19 protein-coding genes and 1 tRNA gene are annotated in these 17,745 nt (G+C 44.4%); 15 read left to right on the top strand and 5 right to left on the bottom strand.

The window, feature by feature from the left end:
• Nucleotides 1–43: 43 nt before the first annotated feature.
• Genes JHD69_RS01580 through JHD69_RS01570 form a run of 3 tightly spaced genes read right to left on the bottom strand, consistent with a single transcriptional unit; the run spans nucleotide 44 to nucleotide 4,198 of the window.
• Nucleotides 44–925 (bottom strand): SdiA-regulated domain-containing protein, encoded by an 882-nt coding sequence (locus JHD69_RS01580; protein WP_199136646.1) that lies wholly within the window; start codon nucleotides 923–925, stop codon nucleotides 44–46.
• Nucleotides 915–2,972, bottom strand: a complete 2,058-nt coding sequence (ppk1, locus tag JHD69_RS01575) for a polyphosphate kinase 1 (protein ID WP_199136644.1) — start codon at nucleotides 2,970–2,972, stop codon at nucleotides 915–917. Before ppk1 ends, JHD69_RS01580 begins: the two co-directional genes overlap by 11 nt.
• Nucleotides 2,973–2,974: 2 nt before the next feature.
• The gene (locus JHD69_RS01570; protein ID WP_199136642.1) at nucleotides 2,975–4,198 is read right to left on the bottom strand and encodes a Pycsar system effector family protein; all 1,224 of its coding nucleotides are present in this window, start codon (nucleotides 4,196–4,198) and stop codon (nucleotides 2,975–2,977) included.
• A gap of 103 nt (nucleotides 4,199–4,301) precedes the next feature.
• Here JHD69_RS01570 and JHD69_RS01565 point away from each other — a divergent pair, with 103 nt between their 5' ends.
• The 4 genes from JHD69_RS01565 to JHD69_RS01550 all read left to right on the top strand — a co-directional run bounded on the left by JHD69_RS01565 (nucleotide 4,302) and on the right by JHD69_RS01550 (nucleotide 8,953).
• Entirely contained in the window at nucleotides 4,302–5,504 is a 1,203-nt protein-coding gene (locus JHD69_RS01565; protein ID WP_199136640.1) for an alginate lyase family protein, read from the top strand.
• Nucleotides 5,505–5,571: 67 nt separating this feature from the next.
• The gene (locus JHD69_RS01560; RefSeq protein ID WP_199136637.1) at nucleotides 5,572–6,060 is read left to right on the top strand and encodes a TspO/MBR family protein; all 489 of its coding nucleotides are present in this window, start codon (nucleotides 5,572–5,574) and stop codon (nucleotides 6,058–6,060) included.
• A 55-nt stretch (nucleotides 6,061–6,115) separates the two neighbouring features.
• Nucleotides 6,116–8,407, top strand: a complete 2,292-nt coding sequence (locus tag JHD69_RS01555; protein WP_233165619.1) for a patatin-like phospholipase family protein — start codon at nucleotides 6,116–6,118, stop codon at nucleotides 8,405–8,407.
• An 18-nt stretch (nucleotides 8,408–8,425) separates the two neighbouring features.
• On the top strand, nucleotides 8,426–8,953 hold the full coding sequence (locus JHD69_RS01550; protein WP_199136633.1) for a hypothetical protein: 528 nt from the start codon (nucleotides 8,426–8,428) through the stop codon (nucleotides 8,951–8,953).
• Nucleotides 8,954–9,011: 58 nt separating this feature from the next.
• Here the strand turns inward: JHD69_RS01550 and tamL are convergent, their stop codons facing one another.
• Complete coding sequence (gene tamL / locus JHD69_RS01545; RefSeq protein ID WP_199136631.1) at nucleotides 9,012–11,441, bottom strand: translocation and assembly module lipoprotein TamL; 2,430 nt, start codon at nucleotides 11,439–11,441, stop codon at nucleotides 9,012–9,014.
• Here tamL and JHD69_RS01540 point away from each other — a divergent pair.
• The 11 genes from JHD69_RS01540 to JHD69_RS01490 all read left to right on the top strand — a co-directional run bounded on the left by JHD69_RS01540 (nucleotide 11,432) and on the right by JHD69_RS01490 (nucleotide 16,546).
• Nucleotides 11,432–12,172, top strand: coding sequence for a TrmH family RNA methyltransferase (locus JHD69_RS01540; protein WP_199136629.1), 741 nt, complete (start codon nucleotides 11,432–11,434; stop codon nucleotides 12,170–12,172). The two genes, tamL and JHD69_RS01540, sit on opposite strands and share 10 nt — an antisense overlap.
• 110 nt (nucleotides 12,173–12,282) lie before the next feature.
• Nucleotides 12,283–12,353 (top strand) — tRNA-Cys (locus JHD69_RS01535).
• Between the two features lie 38 nt (nucleotides 12,354–12,391).
• Nucleotides 12,392–12,568 carry a spore protein gene (locus JHD69_RS01530; RefSeq protein ID WP_199136627.1) on the top strand — a complete coding sequence of 59 codons (177 nt, stop codon included), beginning with the start codon at nucleotides 12,392–12,394 and terminating at the stop codon, nucleotides 12,566–12,568.
• Nucleotides 12,569–12,720: 152 nt separating this feature from the next.
• Nucleotides 12,721–13,029, top strand: a complete 309-nt coding sequence (locus JHD69_RS01525; protein WP_199136625.1) for an ArsR/SmtB family transcription factor — start codon at nucleotides 12,721–12,723, stop codon at nucleotides 13,027–13,029.
• Between the two features lie 24 nt (nucleotides 13,030–13,053).
• The gene (locus JHD69_RS01520) at nucleotides 13,054–13,491 is read left to right on the top strand and encodes an SRPBCC family protein (protein ID WP_199136623.1); all 438 of its coding nucleotides are present in this window, start codon (nucleotides 13,054–13,056) and stop codon (nucleotides 13,489–13,491) included.
• Between the two features lie 11 nt (nucleotides 13,492–13,502).
• Nucleotides 13,503–13,949, top strand: a complete 447-nt coding sequence (locus JHD69_RS01515; protein ID WP_199136621.1) for an SRPBCC family protein — start codon at nucleotides 13,503–13,505, stop codon at nucleotides 13,947–13,949.
• A 168-nt stretch (nucleotides 13,950–14,117) separates the two neighbouring features.
• Complete coding sequence (locus JHD69_RS01510; protein ID WP_199136619.1) at nucleotides 14,118–14,510, top strand: STAS/SEC14 domain-containing protein; 393 nt, start codon at nucleotides 14,118–14,120, stop codon at nucleotides 14,508–14,510.
• On the top strand, nucleotides 14,507–14,887 hold the full coding sequence (locus JHD69_RS01505; RefSeq protein ID WP_199136617.1) for a VOC family protein: 381 nt from the start codon (nucleotides 14,507–14,509) through the stop codon (nucleotides 14,885–14,887). The genes JHD69_RS01510 and JHD69_RS01505 overlap by 4 nt, the downstream gene beginning before the upstream one ends.
• A gap of 75 nt (nucleotides 14,888–14,962) precedes the next feature.
• Nucleotides 14,963–15,400 (top strand): VOC family protein, encoded by a 438-nt coding sequence (locus JHD69_RS01500; RefSeq protein ID WP_199136615.1) that lies wholly within the window; start codon nucleotides 14,963–14,965, stop codon nucleotides 15,398–15,400.
• Nucleotides 15,401–15,494: 94 nt separating this feature from the next.
• The gene (locus JHD69_RS01495; RefSeq protein ID WP_199136613.1) at nucleotides 15,495–15,899 is read left to right on the top strand and encodes a YdeI/OmpD-associated family protein; all 405 of its coding nucleotides are present in this window, start codon (nucleotides 15,495–15,497) and stop codon (nucleotides 15,897–15,899) included.
• Nucleotides 15,900–15,919: 20 nt separating this feature from the next.
• Nucleotides 15,920–16,546 carry a hypothetical protein gene (locus JHD69_RS01490; protein WP_199136611.1) on the top strand — a complete coding sequence of 209 codons (627 nt, stop codon included), beginning with the start codon at nucleotides 15,920–15,922 and terminating at the stop codon, nucleotides 16,544–16,546.
• Between the two features lie 103 nt (nucleotides 16,547–16,649).
• Here the strand turns inward: JHD69_RS01490 and JHD69_RS01485 are convergent, their stop codons facing one another.
• Nucleotides 16,650–17,678 carry a quinone-dependent dihydroorotate dehydrogenase gene (locus JHD69_RS01485; RefSeq protein ID WP_199136609.1) on the bottom strand — a complete coding sequence of 343 codons (1,029 nt, stop codon included), beginning with the start codon at nucleotides 17,676–17,678 and terminating at the stop codon, nucleotides 16,650–16,652.
• Nucleotides 17,679–17,745: the final 67 nt, after the last annotated feature.

The raw sequence follows: 17,745 nt of genomic DNA, 5'->3' as shown, positions 1-17,745 counted from the left end.
CTGGCTATTTGAACGTTAACGGAAAATGGTTGTGGCTATAAATTTAAGGTTTTTTATAATCGAACCTCAAAATATTGCCTTGTTGGGTTTCGCTGCCTTCGTTAGAGATGTACAGATTGTTATCCTTGTCAAAGGCAATGCCCTCGGGCTGGTTAAATATATTGGAACTTAAATGATACACGTTCTTGATTTTCCACTTGGCATCGGTTACGATAAGCGCCTTGTTTACACTCGAAACAATATACCACTCGTTGGTTTGCAGGTTCATGGCCAGCGCCGAAGGATGGAAAGCACCCTTTTTTTTGCCCGATAATTTATCTATTTGACTGGCATCGACCACAAAAGTGCCTTTAGGTTTGACGGTGCCATTTTTTTGGAGCGAGAAAATATAACCACTTGCCTGTTTTTTGCCACGATCTGTTTTACAGTCTTTGCAAAGCACATACAAATCGCCGGTGGCTTGGTTGGCAAACATGCCTTCGTACTCGCCTTTTGGCAACATGTTCTCTAATTTTTGTACGTTGGCTGCTTCGGGCTTTTGGGTTTCGCTTAGCGGAAAAGTATATAAATGGCCATTGCTTTTTAACAGAATGGCCCAGCCTTGGCTAATGGCAATATCTTCATAATCGCCTTTGCCGGCAAACTTGGTGGCACTTTCGTTTTTAGTACCCAAAGGTAGGCGAAAAATCTTGCCCTCTTCGTCTTGTTCGGCATAAACCATCTTGTTATCGCCTTTATTGAAGGCAATTCCAGATATTTCCTGCAGCACATCGGGCATGTTATATTTTTGGGGTTTGCTCAGGTCGTATCCCGGAGGACTTGCCGGCCCCTTGCTTTTGGTTTGCGCGCACGACAGCTGCATGGTGGCCAAAGAGGCCAGTGCCAGCCATAGCAGTTGATATCCTTTTACGATGCTATTTTTCATACTTACTCTTTAAAAATTGATAAATACGGTATTGCGACTGTTCGGGCTCGCCTTTAGTCACAACCGGAACATTGTTCAGGTCTTTGTCTAAAGCCACGGCTTGTACATTATCGGCCAGCTGCAGGTTAATCACCGATTTAATTTCATCCCTGATTTCTTGGTCAAGAACCGGGAAACAAACTTCAATGCGACGGTAAATATTCCTGTTCATCCAATCGGCCGAGCCCAAATAAATCTCCTCCTTACCGCCATTATGGAAGACAAATATCCTGCCATGTTCCAGGTAGCGGTCAACAATTCTTCTGGCCGTAATGTTTTCGCTCAGGCCTTTTACACCGGGTTCGAGCCTGCAAATCCCCCTTACAATGAGCTGTATCTTTACACCGGCCTGCGAAGCTTCGTACAGTTTGCCAATGAGTATTTTCTCTTCGAGATTGTTTAATTTAATGATGATTGAAGCTGGCCTGGCCTGTTGGGCTTCGGCTATTTCACGTTCTATCAAAGCCAAAAAGGCTTGTTGCAGGTTAAATTGGGCTACCAAGAGGTAATTAAACCTGATCAGGTCGGGGTTGGTTGGCTTTTCTCTTTTGGCCAGGAAGATAAACACCAGTTCCATTTCGCGCAACATGCCCTGATGGGCCGTCATGAGGATGTGGTCGGTATAAAAATTGGCCGTGGTTTCATTAAAGTTTCCGGTGGCAAAAAGTCCGGTATAAACTGTTCTTAAACCAGTTTTTCTTTTAACCAGTGCAATTTTGGCATGTACTTTTAGCGCGGTTACGCTGTAAATGATTGTTACACCGGCCTCTTTCATTTTCTTGGCCCATTTAATGTTATTGGCTTCGTCAAAACGGGCCTTGAGCTCGACCAATACAAAAACTTTTTTACCGTTTTTGGCGGCGCTGATCAGGGCATTTACAATTTTCGAATCGCTGGCCACACGGTAAAGGGTTACATAAACTTCCTCTACGTCGGCATTGGTGGCCGCCTCGTTAAAAAAGCGCAATACGCTGTCGTACGATTGATATGGTGGATTAATGAGAATATCTCTGGCCAAAATCTGATCGAAGATGGACTGGTCTTTTACAATGGGCGGATAGGCGATTTTAGGCCACGAAACATTGGATAAACTGGCGATGCTGACCGGAAACGAAGAAAAATCCTTCAGGTTGTGGTAACAGCCGCCTTCAACCAGGTTGGCATTTTGCAGATTCAGCTTATCGGTCAGCAAATTAAGGGTAGCCTGTGGAATGCCTGGCTGGTACAGAAACCGGGTTGCCAAACCAAAATCGCGCTTTTGCAACTGTTTTTCAATCTGCTCTGCTAAATTGCCCGCATACTCGTCTTTAAGATCGATTTCGGCATTACGGGTAATCTTAAAGCTAAAGCAGCCTGTAATGGTTGCATCTTTAAACAAGCGCTTGAGGTTGCACCTGATGATATCATCTAAAAATACGATGAAAGTCTCATCGCCTTTGACCACTTTATAAAAGCGAGGCAGCTCATTAGATGGGATGTTCAGGATAAAAGTCTTTTCCTGTGTGCCTTCGGTCAGGTTAATCAACAGGTAAAGCTCGTTGTTGTTGGGAAAGAAAGAAGATTTGGCCTCGGCCAGGTTAACCGGTTGCAAGAAAGCCAATACCTGGCTCAAAAAGTAGCGTTCTATTTCTTCATCCAGTTGGGCCGGTATTTTTTCGTCGTAGATGAGCTGTACGTGGTGGCTCTTCAATTCGGGAATAATGTTTGCTTTTAAGATCCTGCCATATTCCTGTTGTTGCAACTGAATGGCTTCGTTGGCCCTGTCGAGCAGGCTTTGGTCTACCTTAACGCTGTTATTTTCCTTTTTGCTTAGTTTGGCCAAGGCCAAAAGTACCGGCATGCGCACGCGGTAAAACTCGTCGAGGTTTGACGAATAAATAGAAAGGAACTTGATGCGCTCGAGCAAAGGAACGGTGGTTCTTCCGGCCTCCTGCAATACCCTTTGGTTAAAGGTAAGCCAGCTTAAATCTCTATCAAAAAAAGCATCTTCAACTCTTGTATCGGGCATTTTTAGTCTAATTTACCGTAAGCGACGTAAGAAATTACATAAGCGAGTACCGCAGTAATCAATCCGTACATAAAAATGTTATAAGCTGTACGCAAGAGTTTGTATTTGCGCCCCAACACCACGCCCTGCGAGTACACATCGGTAATGAGCGTGCCGTACAAAAATTCCTTATCGTTCATCACCTTGATCATCCCTCTCGAATAATCCTGCAAAGCCATTTTATAAAAATTGCCAAAGAAAAGCAGGTTTACCTTTTTGCGATCGAGGTCGTTATCAGTAAACACCCCATTCGGAATGGATGGCCTGGTAGCCAAAATGGCAAAAATAATGCAAGAAAGCGCCACCATGAGCAAAATAAAGGTAGGCACAATGAGAAAAGCATTGTCTTCGAGCCTTCTGAGCACCAAACTCACAATAAGCGAAAGAATGATGGAATTAACGGTAATGAGCAACTGCGATTTATTATCGGCCATATCGCTCAGGCGCTGGTTATTGCCCGAGGTAATCCTAAACATAGTTTCGATACCTTTATCAGGCCTTTCCTTGTCTTTGTTTTTACGCAGTTTTTCTTGTTTTGGCTCTTCATTGGCAACCAATTCATTGGTATTGGCCAAACCTTGTTCGGCTTCATCTTCAACCAACTTAGCTTTGAGCTTAGCTATATTTTTGGCCTTTTGATCGTTGAGCAGCAGGTTGCAGTAATCGGTATGGTAGTGATGCGTTTCGAGAAAGGCAATGTCTTTTTTACGCCATTCTATCTTGCTGATGTGCTTATTATAAAGCAGTTCTATTTCCTTGTGCATGAGCTTGCCCTTTTTCCTGAAATTTTCGCCACCCAGGTGAAAAAGATCGCCGTCGCATAGAATATTTTCGAGCTGATTGGTTGGTTTTTGGGGCATTTTGGTAGATAAGATCACCTGCGCCACAGCATCCCGCACGTCTGCCGGCACCTCATGCTCCTTCAAAAAGTTGCCGGCTAATTCCGCACTTTTCTGCTCATGGCTGGTGGGCGCTTCAAAATAGCCGGTATCATGAAACCAAGCTCCAGTATAAACAATAAAAAAATCCTTGTCGTTGAGCTGGTAGTGATTGGCAATCTGCGTGGTGGCTTTGACCACATCTCGGGTATGATCTAGGTTATGGTAAACAAGTTTTTCGTCGTGGTGCGTACTGAAATAAGCGAGCACGTGTTTTTCAACTTCTTCCTGAAGGTGCTTATAGTTCATTGGTTGATATGCCGAAAAAGGGCTATTTTTCTTTTAACTTAATTAATTAGATATTTACGAAATATACGCATTTTTATTCATGGCCTACCAAAAAACCCATAAAATGAAATTTGTTTCATCTTTTGTGCCGAAGCTCAGTTTCAGTAGATTTTACCTAACAATTTTAATTGCAGTTGGTTTGGTTTGCAGCAGTTTTAAAGCCGACGATTTTAAAGACGAGCTTACAGCTACGCTACGCCAACAGGTTTTAAAAGAAGCCAGCTGGGCCATGCAGCAAAAACCGATTACCGTTACCGCCTTTCGTGCCGAAAGGAGCAGCGGTGGTTTGCACGACTTTTATTCGGAAGGCGACTATTGGTGGCCAAACCCCGAAAACCCAAACGGACCTTATATCCAAAAAGACGGGCTCACCAACCCGCAGAATTTTGTGGCCCATCGGCAGGCCATGATCAGGTTTAGCCAGCTTATAGGCGCTTTGGCATCGGCCTACCGGCTTACCGGGGATGATAAATATGTAAAACAGGCCGTTGTACATCTCAACGCCTGGTTTGTTGACGAAGCTACCAAAATGAATCCCAACTTATTATATGCCCAGGCCATAAAAGGCGTTGCCACGGGGCGTGGCATTGGCATTATCGATACCATACAATTGATGGAAGTAGTACAAGGCATATTGGCCATGCAAAAATCAAAGGCTTTGCCGCAACAAACCCTAAAGGGTGCTAAAAGCTGGTTTGCCCAATATTTGGATTGGCTCGTTACACATCCCTATGGCAAAGACGAAATGAACGCCAAAAACAACCACGGCACTTGCTGGGTAATGCAAGTAGCTTGCTTTGCCAAATTTACCCATAACCAGCAACTCATCGATTTTTGCAAGGAACGTTACAAAACGGTAATCCTACCTCAGCAAATGGCAAGCGATGGCAGCTTGCCTTTAGAACTTAAAAGAACTAAGCCTTATGGCTATTCGATTTTCAATTTAGATGCCATGGCAACCATTTGCCAGTTATTGAGCACATCGCAAGATAATTTATGGAACTATGAAACCAGCGATGGCCTTGGGATTAAAAAAGGAATCTCTTTTCTCTATCCTTTTCTGGCCAACAAAGACAAATGGCCTTATCCCAAAGACGTCATGCATTGGGAAAGCTGGCCGGTAGCCCAGCCGTCGGTTTTGTTTGGCGCCATGGCCTATCAGCAGCGAGATTGGCTAAACACCTGGAAAGTGGCTGAGCACAACCCCAAAAACGAGGAAATCATCAGAAATTTACCCGTAAGGCATCCCCTAATCTGGCTCGATTAATTTTCAATTTTGTTACAAAACAACAACTCTTAAAATTTGTTAATTGTAAACCAATTAAAACTAGCTCATGCCCAAGAAAACCAGTAAATTCCAATTTGTTCCTTTCCTGATCTGCCTTTTTATTCCTCTGTTTGTTGGTTTTTTAGGCAGTATGCTTACGCTTGATTCTGTCAAAACCTGGTATTTGACCCTCAACAAGCCTGCTTTTAATCCGCCCAACGCAGTTTTTGGCCCAGTTTGGAGCCTGCTTTATGTCTTGATGGGCATTTCTTCGTACCTGGTTTGGAAAAAACGCAAAACCGCCATGGGCTATTCATGGGCAATCGGCATCTATGCGCTGCAGCTGCTGCTTAACCTCATGTGGTCTTTTCTGTTCTTCTATCAGCACCAAATCGGCTTTGCATTGATAGAAATCGGCCTTTTGTTGTTAACCATCATCATCAATGCCTTTATCTTTTACCGCATAGACAAAACGGCGGGATGGCTCTTTGTGCCTTATATTCTTTGGGTCAGCTTTGCGTCTTATTTAACCTATTCCATCTCGCTTTTGAATTAATTTGAAAGAAAAACAATATTTTTATAGGGTGATGAACCCTAAAAAACTATATGTTTTGCTCTTCATACTTTTGGCACTGCAAGCCCAGGCGCAAAAAGTTGGCCTGGTACTTAGCGGCGGCGGCGCCAAGGGACTTGCCCATATTGGCACCTTAAAGGCCTTGGAAGAAAACCACATTCCGATCGACTACATTACCGGCACTTCGATGGGTGGCATTGTAGGGGCCATGTATGCCGCAGGCTACTCGCCAAGCCAAATGGAGAAAATTGCCTTGAGCTCGGATTTTCAGGATTGGGTAAACGGCCGTTACAAAAGCGATTACAGCTATTATTTTCAAAAAACAAGTCCAAATGCTTCGGTGCTTACCGCCAAGCTTTCGATAGATACCAGCCTGAGGCTGAGTTTCAGGTCTAACCTTATTAACGACATCCCGCTTAATTTTGCGCTGATGGAGTTGTTTTCGCAGGCTTCGGCCATTTCAAAAGACAATTTCGACCAGCTTTTTGTGCCTTATCGCTGCATGGTATCTGATGTGCTTTCGCAACAAAGCATTACGGTGGGCAAGGGCAATTTGGCCGAAGCCGTGCGGGCTACCATGACGGTACCCCTGATTTATCGGCCCATTAAACTGGCTGACAAATATGTATTTGACGGCGGAATTTACAACAACTTTCCGGCCGATGTGATGAAAAAGGAGTTCAATCCCGATTTCATTATCGGCGCAAACGTATCGTCAAAAACATTTAACGAATATCCCAAAAACGACGACCGCCTATTGAACCGTTTTTTGGTATATATGTTTTTGGCCAAGTCCGACTCTACCTTGGTGGGCGAAAATGGCACCTACATCCAGCCAGACCTTGCCAATTTCAGCTCGACCAATTTTGTACCTGTAGCCGAGCTCATCAAACGTGGCTACGATGCAACCATGGCCGAAATGGAAAGCATTAAAAACAAGATTGCCAGAAGAGTAGGCACCCAAGAACTCTTGACCAAGCGCATGGAATTTAACCAGCGCAAACCCGACATGATTTTTAGCAACGTGGTGGTTTCGGGCGTAAACTCTCAACAGAAAAAGTATATTGAAAGGCTTTTTAAAAGCGACCAGGCTACCTTTAACCTCACCGATATCAAAAGGGGCTATTATAAACTGGTGGCCGACGAGACTTTTGAAACCGTCTATCCCAAAATAAGCTACAATCCGGCTACGGATAGTTATACTTTCGAAATTGTAGCCCGACCTAAAAAAAGCTTCAAGATCGATTTTGGAGGCAATATCTCTTCAAGGCCGATCAGCAATGTTTATTTGGGGCTGCAGTACAATTATCTTAACCGAAAGGCCTATACTTTTGGGGCCAACTTCTATTCGGGCAGGTTTTACGAATCGGCCCAGCTAAGTGGCCGTGTCGACTATCCTTCTGGCCTGCCCCTGTTTTTGGCTACCGAACTGACCTACAACCACTGGAACTATTACAATACCAGCCAAATTTTTATCGAAAACCCCCATCCTACCTATGTAGAACAAGGCGACAGGAAAATAGACCTCAAACTGGGCATGCCTTTAAACCGCAATGCCAGGATTACCCTGATCGGCTCGTTTATCAACAACAACGACAGCTACAGCCCTACCAATACTTTTCAGGTTGGCGATGTGTTGGACAGGACTGTTTTTAACGGCCTGAGAACAAGCGTACTTTTTGAGCAGAACTCGCTGAACCGTAAGCAATATGCCGACCGTGGCCACAGTTTTTTTTTCAGCGTAAACTTTACTACCGGCAAGGAAAACTATACACCTGGAAACATTTTCAGAAGCAATACCAGCTTTGCGAACAGCCTGGAAATAGCGCGTACTTTTAGGGAATGGTTTCACCTGAAGCTGAGCGACGAACATTACTTTTTCCATACCAAACATTATACCTTAGGCTATTTGGTAGAAGGCGTAATTTCTTCGCAGCCGCGATATTTCAACTACTATGCCACCTTGCTGGCTGCGCCGGCTTTTTATCCGCTTCAAGACAGCAGATCGCTTTTTCTTGAAAAGTTCAGGGCAACAAGCTATGCCGCAGGAGGCCTCAAAAATGTATTCAACATTAAAAGAAACCTCGATTTGCGACTGGAGGCCTACCTGTTCCTGCCTTACAAGGAATTTGAACAAACCGGGCTGCAGGAAGTAAAATATGCAAAAGCTTTTAGGCGCTGGCATTATGCGGGTACCGCCGGATTGGTTTACCATACCCCTGTTGGCCCCATAAGCCTCAGCTATAATTTATACGACGATCCTGTAAAAAGAAACGGCGTTTTGCTACATTTAGGGTATCTCATCTACAACAAACGATCTTTAGAATAACTGGCTTTAACATTAGACATGAAAAACCTGCTTGCTGCTTTGCTGCTTTTTATTTCGGGCACCTGCTTTGCCCAACATACCGATATTAATAATTTCTTGGTCAAGGAAAGCCTGCTCAAAAATAGCAAGCTGGCCATTATCGCTGCCGATTCGTTAGGCAACCCGATAGAAAACATCAATGGCGTTTATACGTTCAGCATCAGTGGCTTTACCCAATCGCTGAGCTTTAACGGCGGCGTAGCCGTTATTCCCCTGCAAATCGACAAATCTACTTTTGTGTACATCAAGCACCAAAACGACAATGGCACGCACAGCAAACTGTTGTATGTGTACAAAAAAGACGGCGACCTCAATCCATTTACCATCAGCAGGATATTCTTGATCGTTATCCCTTTGATTATTATTATTCTGGCCTTTGCCTTTAAGCGCTTCATTTATATCGCCATTATTCTGTTGCTGATTTTCTTCTTCTTCAGCTACAGCAACGGGCTCAATATCTCTACTTTCTTCGAAACTACTTTTGATTACCTGAAGAATTTGATTTAATGCATGATCGGTTTACAGTTGGCAGTTCCAGCCCAATGAACTAGTCAACCAATGCCCATTAAAACGGCATGCCAATACCGAAATTGTATTGCATAAAGCGGTAGCGGTCTGGGCTATGTGCAATGTTGTATTGGGCTTTGAAATCGCCGCCACCTCTTAGGAATTTCCCGATTACCCATTGTTCGCTGCCTTCAAACTGCGGATCTTTTACTTTGAGGCCCAGGTCGAACCTGAATACAAAGAACTGCACATCGTACCTTAAGCCTACGCCCGTACCAATGGCAAGCTGCTTTCCGAAATCCTTTAGCTTAAATTTGGCCCCCGACTGCAGTTCGTCGTCGGTAAGGTTCCAGATATTACCCATATCTACAAACACAGCTCCCTTAAGCTTGCCACCAAAAAACTTGTTGGTCAGCATGGTTCTGTATTCGAAATTGCTCTCAATGCGCATTTCGCCCAACTGGTCTAAACCAAAAAGCGCGCTCCTGAGCTCTGGCGTTTGCAAAATAGCCCTATTGTAGTTACCCGGCCCCAGTGTTCTGGCTTGCCAAGCCCTGATGCCGCTCGAACCGCCGGCATAAAACATTTTTTCGAAAGGAATAGATGTAGAGTTGCCATACGCATAGCCAACGCCTGCATTGATCCTGGCTACAAACTGCTTGTCTACCCCAATATTTTTGTACCAGCGCACATCAATTTCAGGACGGACATACTGATTAAACGGCAGGCCCAATACTGTACCGAAATCGCCTTTGGCAGGGTCGTGTTTATTACCCAAGGCCCTGGTGGCCAATTGCAAGAGGTTGCCTGCCATATCTATGCCACCTCTGAAATACACAAACGACCTATTGCTCAGCAGCTTATCTGCATTAAGCGAATAGGTGTATTTTACACCAAGCGTGAAATCCTTCCTGCCCAGCAAAAAGATGTTGTAAAAATTATTGGCCAACAGTTTTTTGTTCACCTGGGCATTGGGGTTCGAACTATTGGTATCGATCAGTACGTTACCAAAACGATATTCAAAGTTGAGCGGCGTTAACGAGTGGAGCTTCGACTTGGTTTCTACCCAATCGTAAGAAATGGAATTGATAAAAATCCGCCTTACCGCAACGTCTTTTTGCAAGGCATACAGGTAACTGGTCGAAATAGTGGTATAAGGCATCCCGTTTTTGCCCATCATCGGAATACCAAAAGGCACCATCAATCGGGGTACGCTCAAACTGGCACTTACCGAAAAATCGCGCTGGTAGATATCCGAAAAAATCGACTTGCCCCCATTCGTCCTTGATTGCAAACCGCCTTTAATCTGAAACTGGAAACGCTCTGCGCCCTTCAGAAAGTTGTTGTCGGTATAGGTATTGCTCAGGTTAAAGCCAACCGTACCGCCATTAAAAGGAATCTCGCCTTCTATCCTGTTGCTACGTCGTTTTTGTGGCGTTAACAACAATACCGGCTCTACTTTGTTGCTGCTATCTTTGGCCTTGGTATAATCTATTTTCACGTTTTTGAAGACGTTGAGCTGATAAAGCCGGTCGTAGGTGAGCTGTTCCTTGCTGACGTCGAAAATTTCGCCCTCCCTTAAAAAATCGTAGCGCACAATGGGGTTGCGCCTAAACCGCTTGGACAAATCGGTAAATTTAATGCCACGGATGGTCCTTTTTACTTTGAGCGAATCGCCCAGCTTATCCAAATCGGTGAAACCATCCGAATTAGGGGCGATGATGATATTGGTTTCGCCAATGGTATAGATCTTGTGTTTCTTGACAAGGCTGTCTATCGGATTGTCAATGATCAGCTTAATGTTTACCTTGCTCGAGTTCAGGCCCGAATCAGGTTCATAGCGCACATAAGGCCTCACAAAATCGAAGTACCCGTTTTGGCGCATCACCTGATAGATCTGCTCCCGTTCGTAAACCAGCGAATCTTCATCATATTGCATGCCTTCGCGCAGGTGCGTAAACAGCACTTTATGCGAAAAATACAGTTTTTTTACGGACGTATCCGGAATTTGATAGCTCAGCTTGTTCACCATAAAGGCTGGGCCTGGTTCGGCGATAAATTTGAGGCTGGCCTTTTTGTTTTTGATGTCGATCTGCGATTTGACCTTTGCCTTAAAAAAACCCTTGCTCTTCAGGTACTTTTCGATCTGCGTACGCGAAATTTCTACCAAAGTACTGTCTAAAATAGGCGGTGGCGAGCCCAAAGGCTTGATGTTGCTGGTTTTGTATTTGCCGTTCTTGGTGTTGAACATGTTGTAGATGGCTACATTGATGCCCAAGCCGCCCGCAGGCCTGATGTCTTTTTGCACATAGTTATACGCCTGCTCTTCGAAAGCCTTGCCCACACTATCTATTTCAACTTTTTTAACGATCGACTGATAGTCTTCGATGTACTTTGTTGAAGAGCATCCTGCCACAAACACCAAAATAAATAGTAATATTGCAGTAATTTGTACCTGTTGTCTAGAGTTGTATTTGTATGCTTTCAAAATCTCAAATCAGTTTTATAAAATCGCTACATCAGAAGAAGTACCGCAAAGAAAGCGGAATTTTTATGATTGAAGGTATAAAATCTATCACAGAATTCATAAACTCAAGCTACCAAATCCACAGCATTTATTATACGCCCGCCTACTTTTCCCAATTGCCCAAAAATCTCGCAAATATAAAGTTATTTGAGGTAAACAACGCTGAACTGGAGAAGATTAGTACCTTGCAAAATCCGCAGGGCGTTTTGGCACTGGTTGATATGCCCGCCAAACAGGAAGTTGATATGGCCTCTTTAAAAGGCCAGTTTTCGCTGGTTTTAGACGACATCCAGGATCCCGGAAACTTCGGCACCATTATTCGCACCGCCGATTGGTTCGGCATCAAAAACGTGATCTGCTCTGAAAATACCGTTGAGGCCTACAACCCCAAAACCGTACAGTCGACCATGGGCTCGCTGTGCAGGGTCAACGTAATCTATACCCCGCTCGATCCTTTTTTGGCAAGCGCCAAGCTACCGGTTTTTGGCGCCCTGCTTGATGGACAAAATATTTACCAAACCAGCTGGGGCAGCGAAGGGCTGATTTTATTGGGCAACGAAGGGCATGGCATTAGCCAGGCATTGTTGGAAAAAATAACCATCCCGGTTACCATTCCGCGCATTGGCGAGGCAGAATCGCTAAATGTAGCGGTAAGCGCCGCTATTTTTTGCTCCGAAATCAAACGTGGCTAAACAGCTGCCAAACTTTCTTTTGGATTTTAACCAACAGAATAAAAAATTAAATTCAATTTGCTTTGAACCCTAATTTTTAATTATTAACTTTGCAACCTTGAATTTTTAAGGGTCGAGTGGCCGAGTGGCTAGGCAGAGGTCTGCAAAACCTTGTACAGCGGTTCGAATCCGCTCTCGACCTCAAGATTAAAATAATTAAAAGAAATAAAGCGCATTACCATGGCAGTAACAAGATTAAAAAGAAAAGACAGATACAATAAAACTGTTTCTCGTTTAGAGGTGAAAAACCTAAAGTTAGCGACTAACTTAGAGTTAGGAAGCCGTTCTAAGCAATCTACAAAAGACCAATTGGCTAAAAACAACGCTATCTTGGCTCAATTAGAAGCTAAAGCTTAGTCAGTTTTCTTTTTAAAAAGATTTGAAGCATTCTAGATCACTCTAGGATGCTTTTTTTTTGCAAATCCCCTTCCGCCTTTCATCTTATCTTAAAATAAATTTGCGTAAGCAAATACTTACACATATATTTGTAAGCAAACACTTACATAATTATGAGAAGAGATGTTTTTCAGGCCATTGCCGACCCCACAAGAAGAGAAATTATAAACCTAATTGCTTTTCAATCGTTAAACCTAAACGCCATTGCCGATCATTTCGAGGTGAGCAGGCCAGCCATTTCGCAGCACATCAAAATATTGAACGAATGCGGCCTGCTTAACATCAGGCAGGATGGCCGCGAAAGGTTTTGCGAAATGAAATTCGAAAAGCTGCAAGAAGTAGCCAATTGGATAGCCCGCTACCAAACGTTCTGGAACAACAAGTTGGACGACTTGGAAAAACACCTCAATCAAAAACCCTAGTATTTACCCTAAACAAAACCAACCATGAGCAACAAACCCGTTATTGTAGAAAGAACCTTTGCCGCACCAATTGCAAGAGTATGGCAGGCTATTACCGATGTAAACGAAATGAGAAACTGGTATTTCCAGCTTAAAGACTTCCAACCCAAAGTTGGCTTTAAGTTCGATTTTATGGGCGGACCAGAAGAAGGCCCGCAATACCTGCACCTGTGCGAAGTAACCGAAGTAGAAGAAGGCCAAAAAATAGCCTATAGCTGGCGTTACGATAATTATCCTGGCAACTCTGTAGTCAGTTGGGAGCTTTTTGAGCAAGGCGAAAAAACCTTGTTGCGAATTACGCACGCCGGTTTGGAAACCCTAGCCGAAAACGGACCTGATTTTGCCAGCAAAAATTTTGTGGAAGGCTGGACCTATTTCTTATACACTGCACTAAAAGGTTATCTTGAACCTGAACAAAACTAATTTGATCAGCCATGGAAAAAGTAGTTATCATCGCGCAAATGCTAATCAGAAAACCCGCAAGAGAGGTTCTTGAGGCATTTATTGATCCCGCCATTACCACCAAGTTCTGGTTCACCAAATCGTCGGGCAAGCTGGAAGAAGGCAAAACCGTTACCTGGGAATGGGAAATGTACAACGTAAGCAACGAGGTTTCGGTAAAAGAAATCATTGTCGATAAGAAAATAGCAACGCAATGGGGCCAACCGGCCACCAACGTCGATTATGAGTTTACGGCAGTAAGCGCCGACAGCACTTATGTAGAAATCAAAAGCTACGGCTTTAACCTGGATACCGATGAACTGATTAAGGCTGTCATGGACAATACTGGAGGCTTTACCACGGTATTAGACGGCGCCAAGGCCTACCTCGAGCACGGCATACAGCTTAACTTGGTGGGCGATAAGTTTCCGCACAGATGACCTCAGCCCCAAAGCCCAGAGCGCACCGATAAGATATGGGTGCGCTTTGTGTTTTAAACAGCATCTAATTCAAGGGTGCCGATTGCTAGATTGGGACACCCTCTTTAAAAATTAAGCTTAACTTTAGGCTATTGAATAGGGCAAACAACAAGCCATCACCTCATAACAATGGAAAATTACCCAACAAACAAAGCCATAACCAAAGGCGAAATTGCAGATTACTGGTTCGAAGATGGGATTTTGGTTTCAATGTCCAAGTCCATTAAACGAACCGTACCGCTAATAGCAGCCAATGTAGACCTGGTTAAGCAACTGACCAACAATACGCCTGTTCCTTTGCTGATCTACCTTAAAAGCTCGCCAGTTCCGGATGCCGAAACCAGAAGGTTTTCTGCCACCAAGCTACCCGAGATCTATTCGGCCATGGCCATGGTGGCCCAACCAGGGCTTTCTAAATTTATCATGAATATTTTGTTCAGCCTTCAAAAACCTCCCATACCGATGAAAAGCTTTACCAATGCACAGCAAGCCAAGGCATGGCTCAAAAAAATCTCCCAATGAAACTGAACCTCAACACCATCATTATTTTTGCGCAGGATGTAGCCAAGCTCAAGCCTTTTTACGTAGATGTATTAGGGCTCGAAGTACTAGAAGAATTTCCGTCAACATGGCTATTGCTCAAAGCCGGCGCCTGCCAGATCGGGCTCCATCAAATTGGCGATGCCTATCTGGACAAGAACGCACCTCCTTTCCAATTCGACAACAACACCAAAATTGTTTTCGAAACCGATACAGATATCTACGAACTCAGGCAGCAGCTACTCCACCAAAATGTGGCCATGCGCGAAGTAAAGCATTTCGAACAAAGTGATTGGTTGTTTTGCGACGGCGAGGATCCCGAAGGCAATGTTTTTCAGCTCAAACAGCACAAAGTATAAGTCTTTTGTTTCAAGAGGCGAAATTCATTCATTTGAAACCAAAGTTTCTTATCTTAACCTACCAAACTAAAAAAAATGACAACAGTAAACGTCTACCTCACTTTTAAAGGAAACTGCAAAGCCGCCTTCGAGTTTTACCAATCGGTTTTTGGCGGCGAGTTTCAATTTATCGGCTTTTTTAAGGATATGCCGCCTCAAGAAGGCATGCCACCGATGTCGGCCGAAGCAGGCGAAAAAGTAATGCATGTTTCCCTGCCCATCAGCAAAGAAACCTTTCTTTTGGGCAGCGATACCGACGATGTATGGTCGCCAAATTTTACCCAGGGCAACAACTTCTCCATCTCGATCAGTACCGACAGCCAAGCCAAGGCCGACCGTTTGTACAATGCACTAGTTGCTGGCGGACAGGCAACCATGCCGATGAGCAAGACCTTTTGGAGCGCCTATTTTGGTATGCTAACCGATAAGTTCGGCATTAACTGGATGATTGGGCTTGAAGATGAGCCGGAATAGCAAATCACTATTCTTTTTCTCGAATACAAAATAGGTCTGCCATAAGGCTGTCAGCAGCACCTTTATTTTTGCTCGACGATTTCATCAAAATCAAATGGAAAACACAGCAGAAACCAATAGAGGCGTGGCTACTTTTTACGCCCAAACCCGGCAGGAATGGCGCAATTGGCTGGCACAAAACAATCAGTCGGCAGTGGCAGTATGCCTGATCCTCTACCATAAAAAAAGCAAAACGCCAAGCGTAAGCTATGTCGAATCGGTTGAGGAAGCCTTGTGTTTTGGATGGATTGACTCTTTAACCAACAAAAGAAACGCAGAAAGCTTTTACCAAAGGTTTTCGCCCCGCAAACCTAAAAGCAACTGGAGCCAAGCTAACCGCGAACGTGTGGCTAGGCTTGCCAACGAGGGCCTGATGACCGAACATGGGCAAAAAACAATTGATATAGCCAAAGCGAATGGCCGATGGATGCCTGAAGCAAAACCCAAAAACAACCAATAAACCAAACCGCTTAACCAAACATGTCAATCATCGAACAACTAGCCTCCTCTTTAGGCAGAAGAGACGAAGTTCCTAATCAGGAATTGGCCCAACAGCTTGTAGCCAATGGCGATGAAAAGGCCGTGGCGATACTGGCAGAAAACCTCCACCACAAAAACAAGGATATCCAGAGCGACTGCATCAAAACCCTGGACGAGATCGGCAAACTCAGTCCTAAACTCGTTGCGCCGCATATCGAGGCTTTGCTGGCCCTGCTCGACCATAAAAACAACCGCCTGCAATGGGGTGCCATGACCGCCTTAAATGCCGTGGCCAATGAAAATCTAAAAGCGGTTTATCAGGCGCTGCCTAAAATCATTGCCTGTGCCGACAAAGGCTCGGTCATTACCAACGATAACTGTGTAGGCATTTTAATCAAGCTTTGCGCCGTGCCTACTTATGCCGACGACGCTTTTGCCCTGCTCAACGAAAGGCTAATGAAATGCCCTACCAACCAGTTGCCCATGTACGCCGAAAACGCCTTGCCCATTATCAACCAGCAAAACAAAAGCACTTTCCTCAGTACGCTAACTGCACGTTTGCCTGAAATTGAAAAAGACAGCAAGCGCCTGCGCGTTGAAAAGGCGATCCAGAAAATCAACAAATAGTCGCCTAAGCTTACCATTGCCTAGTTGAGCAAAAAAATCAGTTGATGGGAAACAGGCTGATTTGGGCTAACTGGTGAAATAAAAGTTTAAGTAACGCAGCCAATTAAGCCAAAGCCTTGCAGATTCGCTTGATCAGCCCCGGTCCTTCGTAAATAAAGCCCGTATACAGCTGCACCAAAGAAGCGCCTGCCTCTATTTTTTCCTGGGCGTCGGCCGGCGAGTGGATGCCTCCTACCCCAATAATAGGGAACGACTTATTCGATTTTTCGGAAAGGTAACGGATAACCTCGGTAGACCTTTTGGCTAAAGGCTTGCCGCTCAAACCACCGGTTTCGCTTTTCAGCTTTTCTTCGGTATATAAGCCGTTCCTGTCAATTGTGGTGTTGGTTGCAATTACGCCTGCAATGCCCGTTTCTTTCACAATTTCCACAATATCGTCCAATTGTTCGTTGGTTAAATCGGGAGCTATTTTAAGGAGGATTGGCCTCGAAATATCGTTTTTGCGGTTGCGTTGCTGCAAGGTATGGAGCAATTCTTTCAACGGCTCCTTTTCTTGCAGGGCCCTTAATCCGGGCGTATTGGGCGAACTTACGTTCACCACAAAATAATCAACCACATCAAACAAACGATCAAAGCATTTGATGTAATCGCTGGTGGCCTCTTCGTTTGGCGTACTCTTGTTTTTGCCAATATTGCCACCTACAATAATGTGAGGTTCTTTTTGTTTGAGCAAACGCAGACGTTCGGCCATGACGTCGACTCCTTTGTTGTTGAAGCCCATGCGGTTAATCAAGGCTTCGTCTTCTTCCAGCCTGAACATCCGGGGCTTGTCGTTGCCCGGCTGAGGCAATGGCGTAACGGTTCCGACCTCTATAAAACCAAAGCCCAAATTGCTCAAGGCCTCTACATATTCGCCATTTTTGTCGAAACCCGCAGCCAAACCTACCGGGTTTTTGAATTTGAGGCCAAAAACCTCGCGTTCCAGCCCTTTTAGATGGATATCAAAACTGCTGCGCAGAATGGTTTTGCCCAACGGAAAATAATCGTGGAACCATTTGAGACGCTTTACCACAAAATAGTGGACATTTTCTGGGTCGAACTTAAAAAATACAGGTTTGACTAGCCGATACATGCAACGAAGATAAGAACGATTTTGTTGTCTTTTATTGAAGAAAAAAAAAATCTGTGCAAATCGGCAA

The organism is Pedobacter sp. ASV12 (genome assembly GCF_016429155.1).
In the GTDB taxonomy this organism is placed as follows: Bacteria; Bacteroidota; Bacteroidia; order Sphingobacteriales; family Sphingobacteriaceae; genus Pedobacter.
The sequence above is the reverse complement of the archived record's forward strand: the minus strand, read 5'-3'. Positions and strand labels throughout refer to the sequence as shown.

Coding starts and splice junctions, on each gene's coding strand:
- JHD69_RS01580 (WP_199136646.1), bottom strand. CDS start 925: ATGAAAAATAGCATCGTAAAAGGATATCAACTGCTATGGCTGGCACTG.
- ppk1 (WP_199136644.1), bottom strand. CDS start 2,972: ATGCCCGATACAAGAGTTGAAGATGCTTTTTTTGATAGAGATTTAAGC.
- JHD69_RS01570 (WP_199136642.1), bottom strand. CDS start 4,198: ATGAACTATAAGCACCTTCAGGAAGAAGTTGAAAAACACGTGCTCGCT.
- JHD69_RS01565 (WP_199136640.1), top strand. CDS start 4,302: ATGAAATTTGTTTCATCTTTTGTGCCGAAGCTCAGTTTCAGTAGATTT.
- JHD69_RS01560 (WP_199136637.1), top strand. CDS start 5,572: ATGCCCAAGAAAACCAGTAAATTCCAATTTGTTCCTTTCCTGATCTGC.
- JHD69_RS01550 (WP_199136633.1), top strand. CDS start 8,426: ATGAAAAACCTGCTTGCTGCTTTGCTGCTTTTTATTTCGGGCACCTGC.
- JHD69_RS01540 (WP_199136629.1), top strand. CDS start 11,432: ATGCTTTCAAAATCTCAAATCAGTTTTATAAAATCGCTACATCAGAAG.
- JHD69_RS01530 (WP_199136627.1), top strand. CDS start 12,392: ATGGCAGTAACAAGATTAAAAAGAAAAGACAGATACAATAAAACTGTT.
- JHD69_RS01525 (WP_199136625.1), top strand. CDS start 12,721: ATGAGAAGAGATGTTTTTCAGGCCATTGCCGACCCCACAAGAAGAGAA.
- JHD69_RS01520 (WP_199136623.1), top strand. CDS start 13,054: ATGAGCAACAAACCCGTTATTGTAGAAAGAACCTTTGCCGCACCAATT.
- JHD69_RS01515 (WP_199136621.1), top strand. CDS start 13,503: ATGGAAAAAGTAGTTATCATCGCGCAAATGCTAATCAGAAAACCCGCA.
- JHD69_RS01510 (WP_199136619.1), top strand. CDS start 14,118: ATGGAAAATTACCCAACAAACAAAGCCATAACCAAAGGCGAAATTGCA.
- JHD69_RS01505 (WP_199136617.1), top strand. CDS start 14,507: ATGAAACTGAACCTCAACACCATCATTATTTTTGCGCAGGATGTAGCC.
- JHD69_RS01500 (WP_199136615.1), top strand. CDS start 14,963: ATGACAACAGTAAACGTCTACCTCACTTTTAAAGGAAACTGCAAAGCC.
- JHD69_RS01495 (WP_199136613.1), top strand. CDS start 15,495: ATGGAAAACACAGCAGAAACCAATAGAGGCGTGGCTACTTTTTACGCC.
- JHD69_RS01490 (WP_199136611.1), top strand. CDS start 15,920: ATGTCAATCATCGAACAACTAGCCTCCTCTTTAGGCAGAAGAGACGAA.
- JHD69_RS01485 (WP_199136609.1), bottom strand. CDS start 17,678: ATGTATCGGCTAGTCAAACCTGTATTTTTTAAGTTCGACCCAGAAAAT.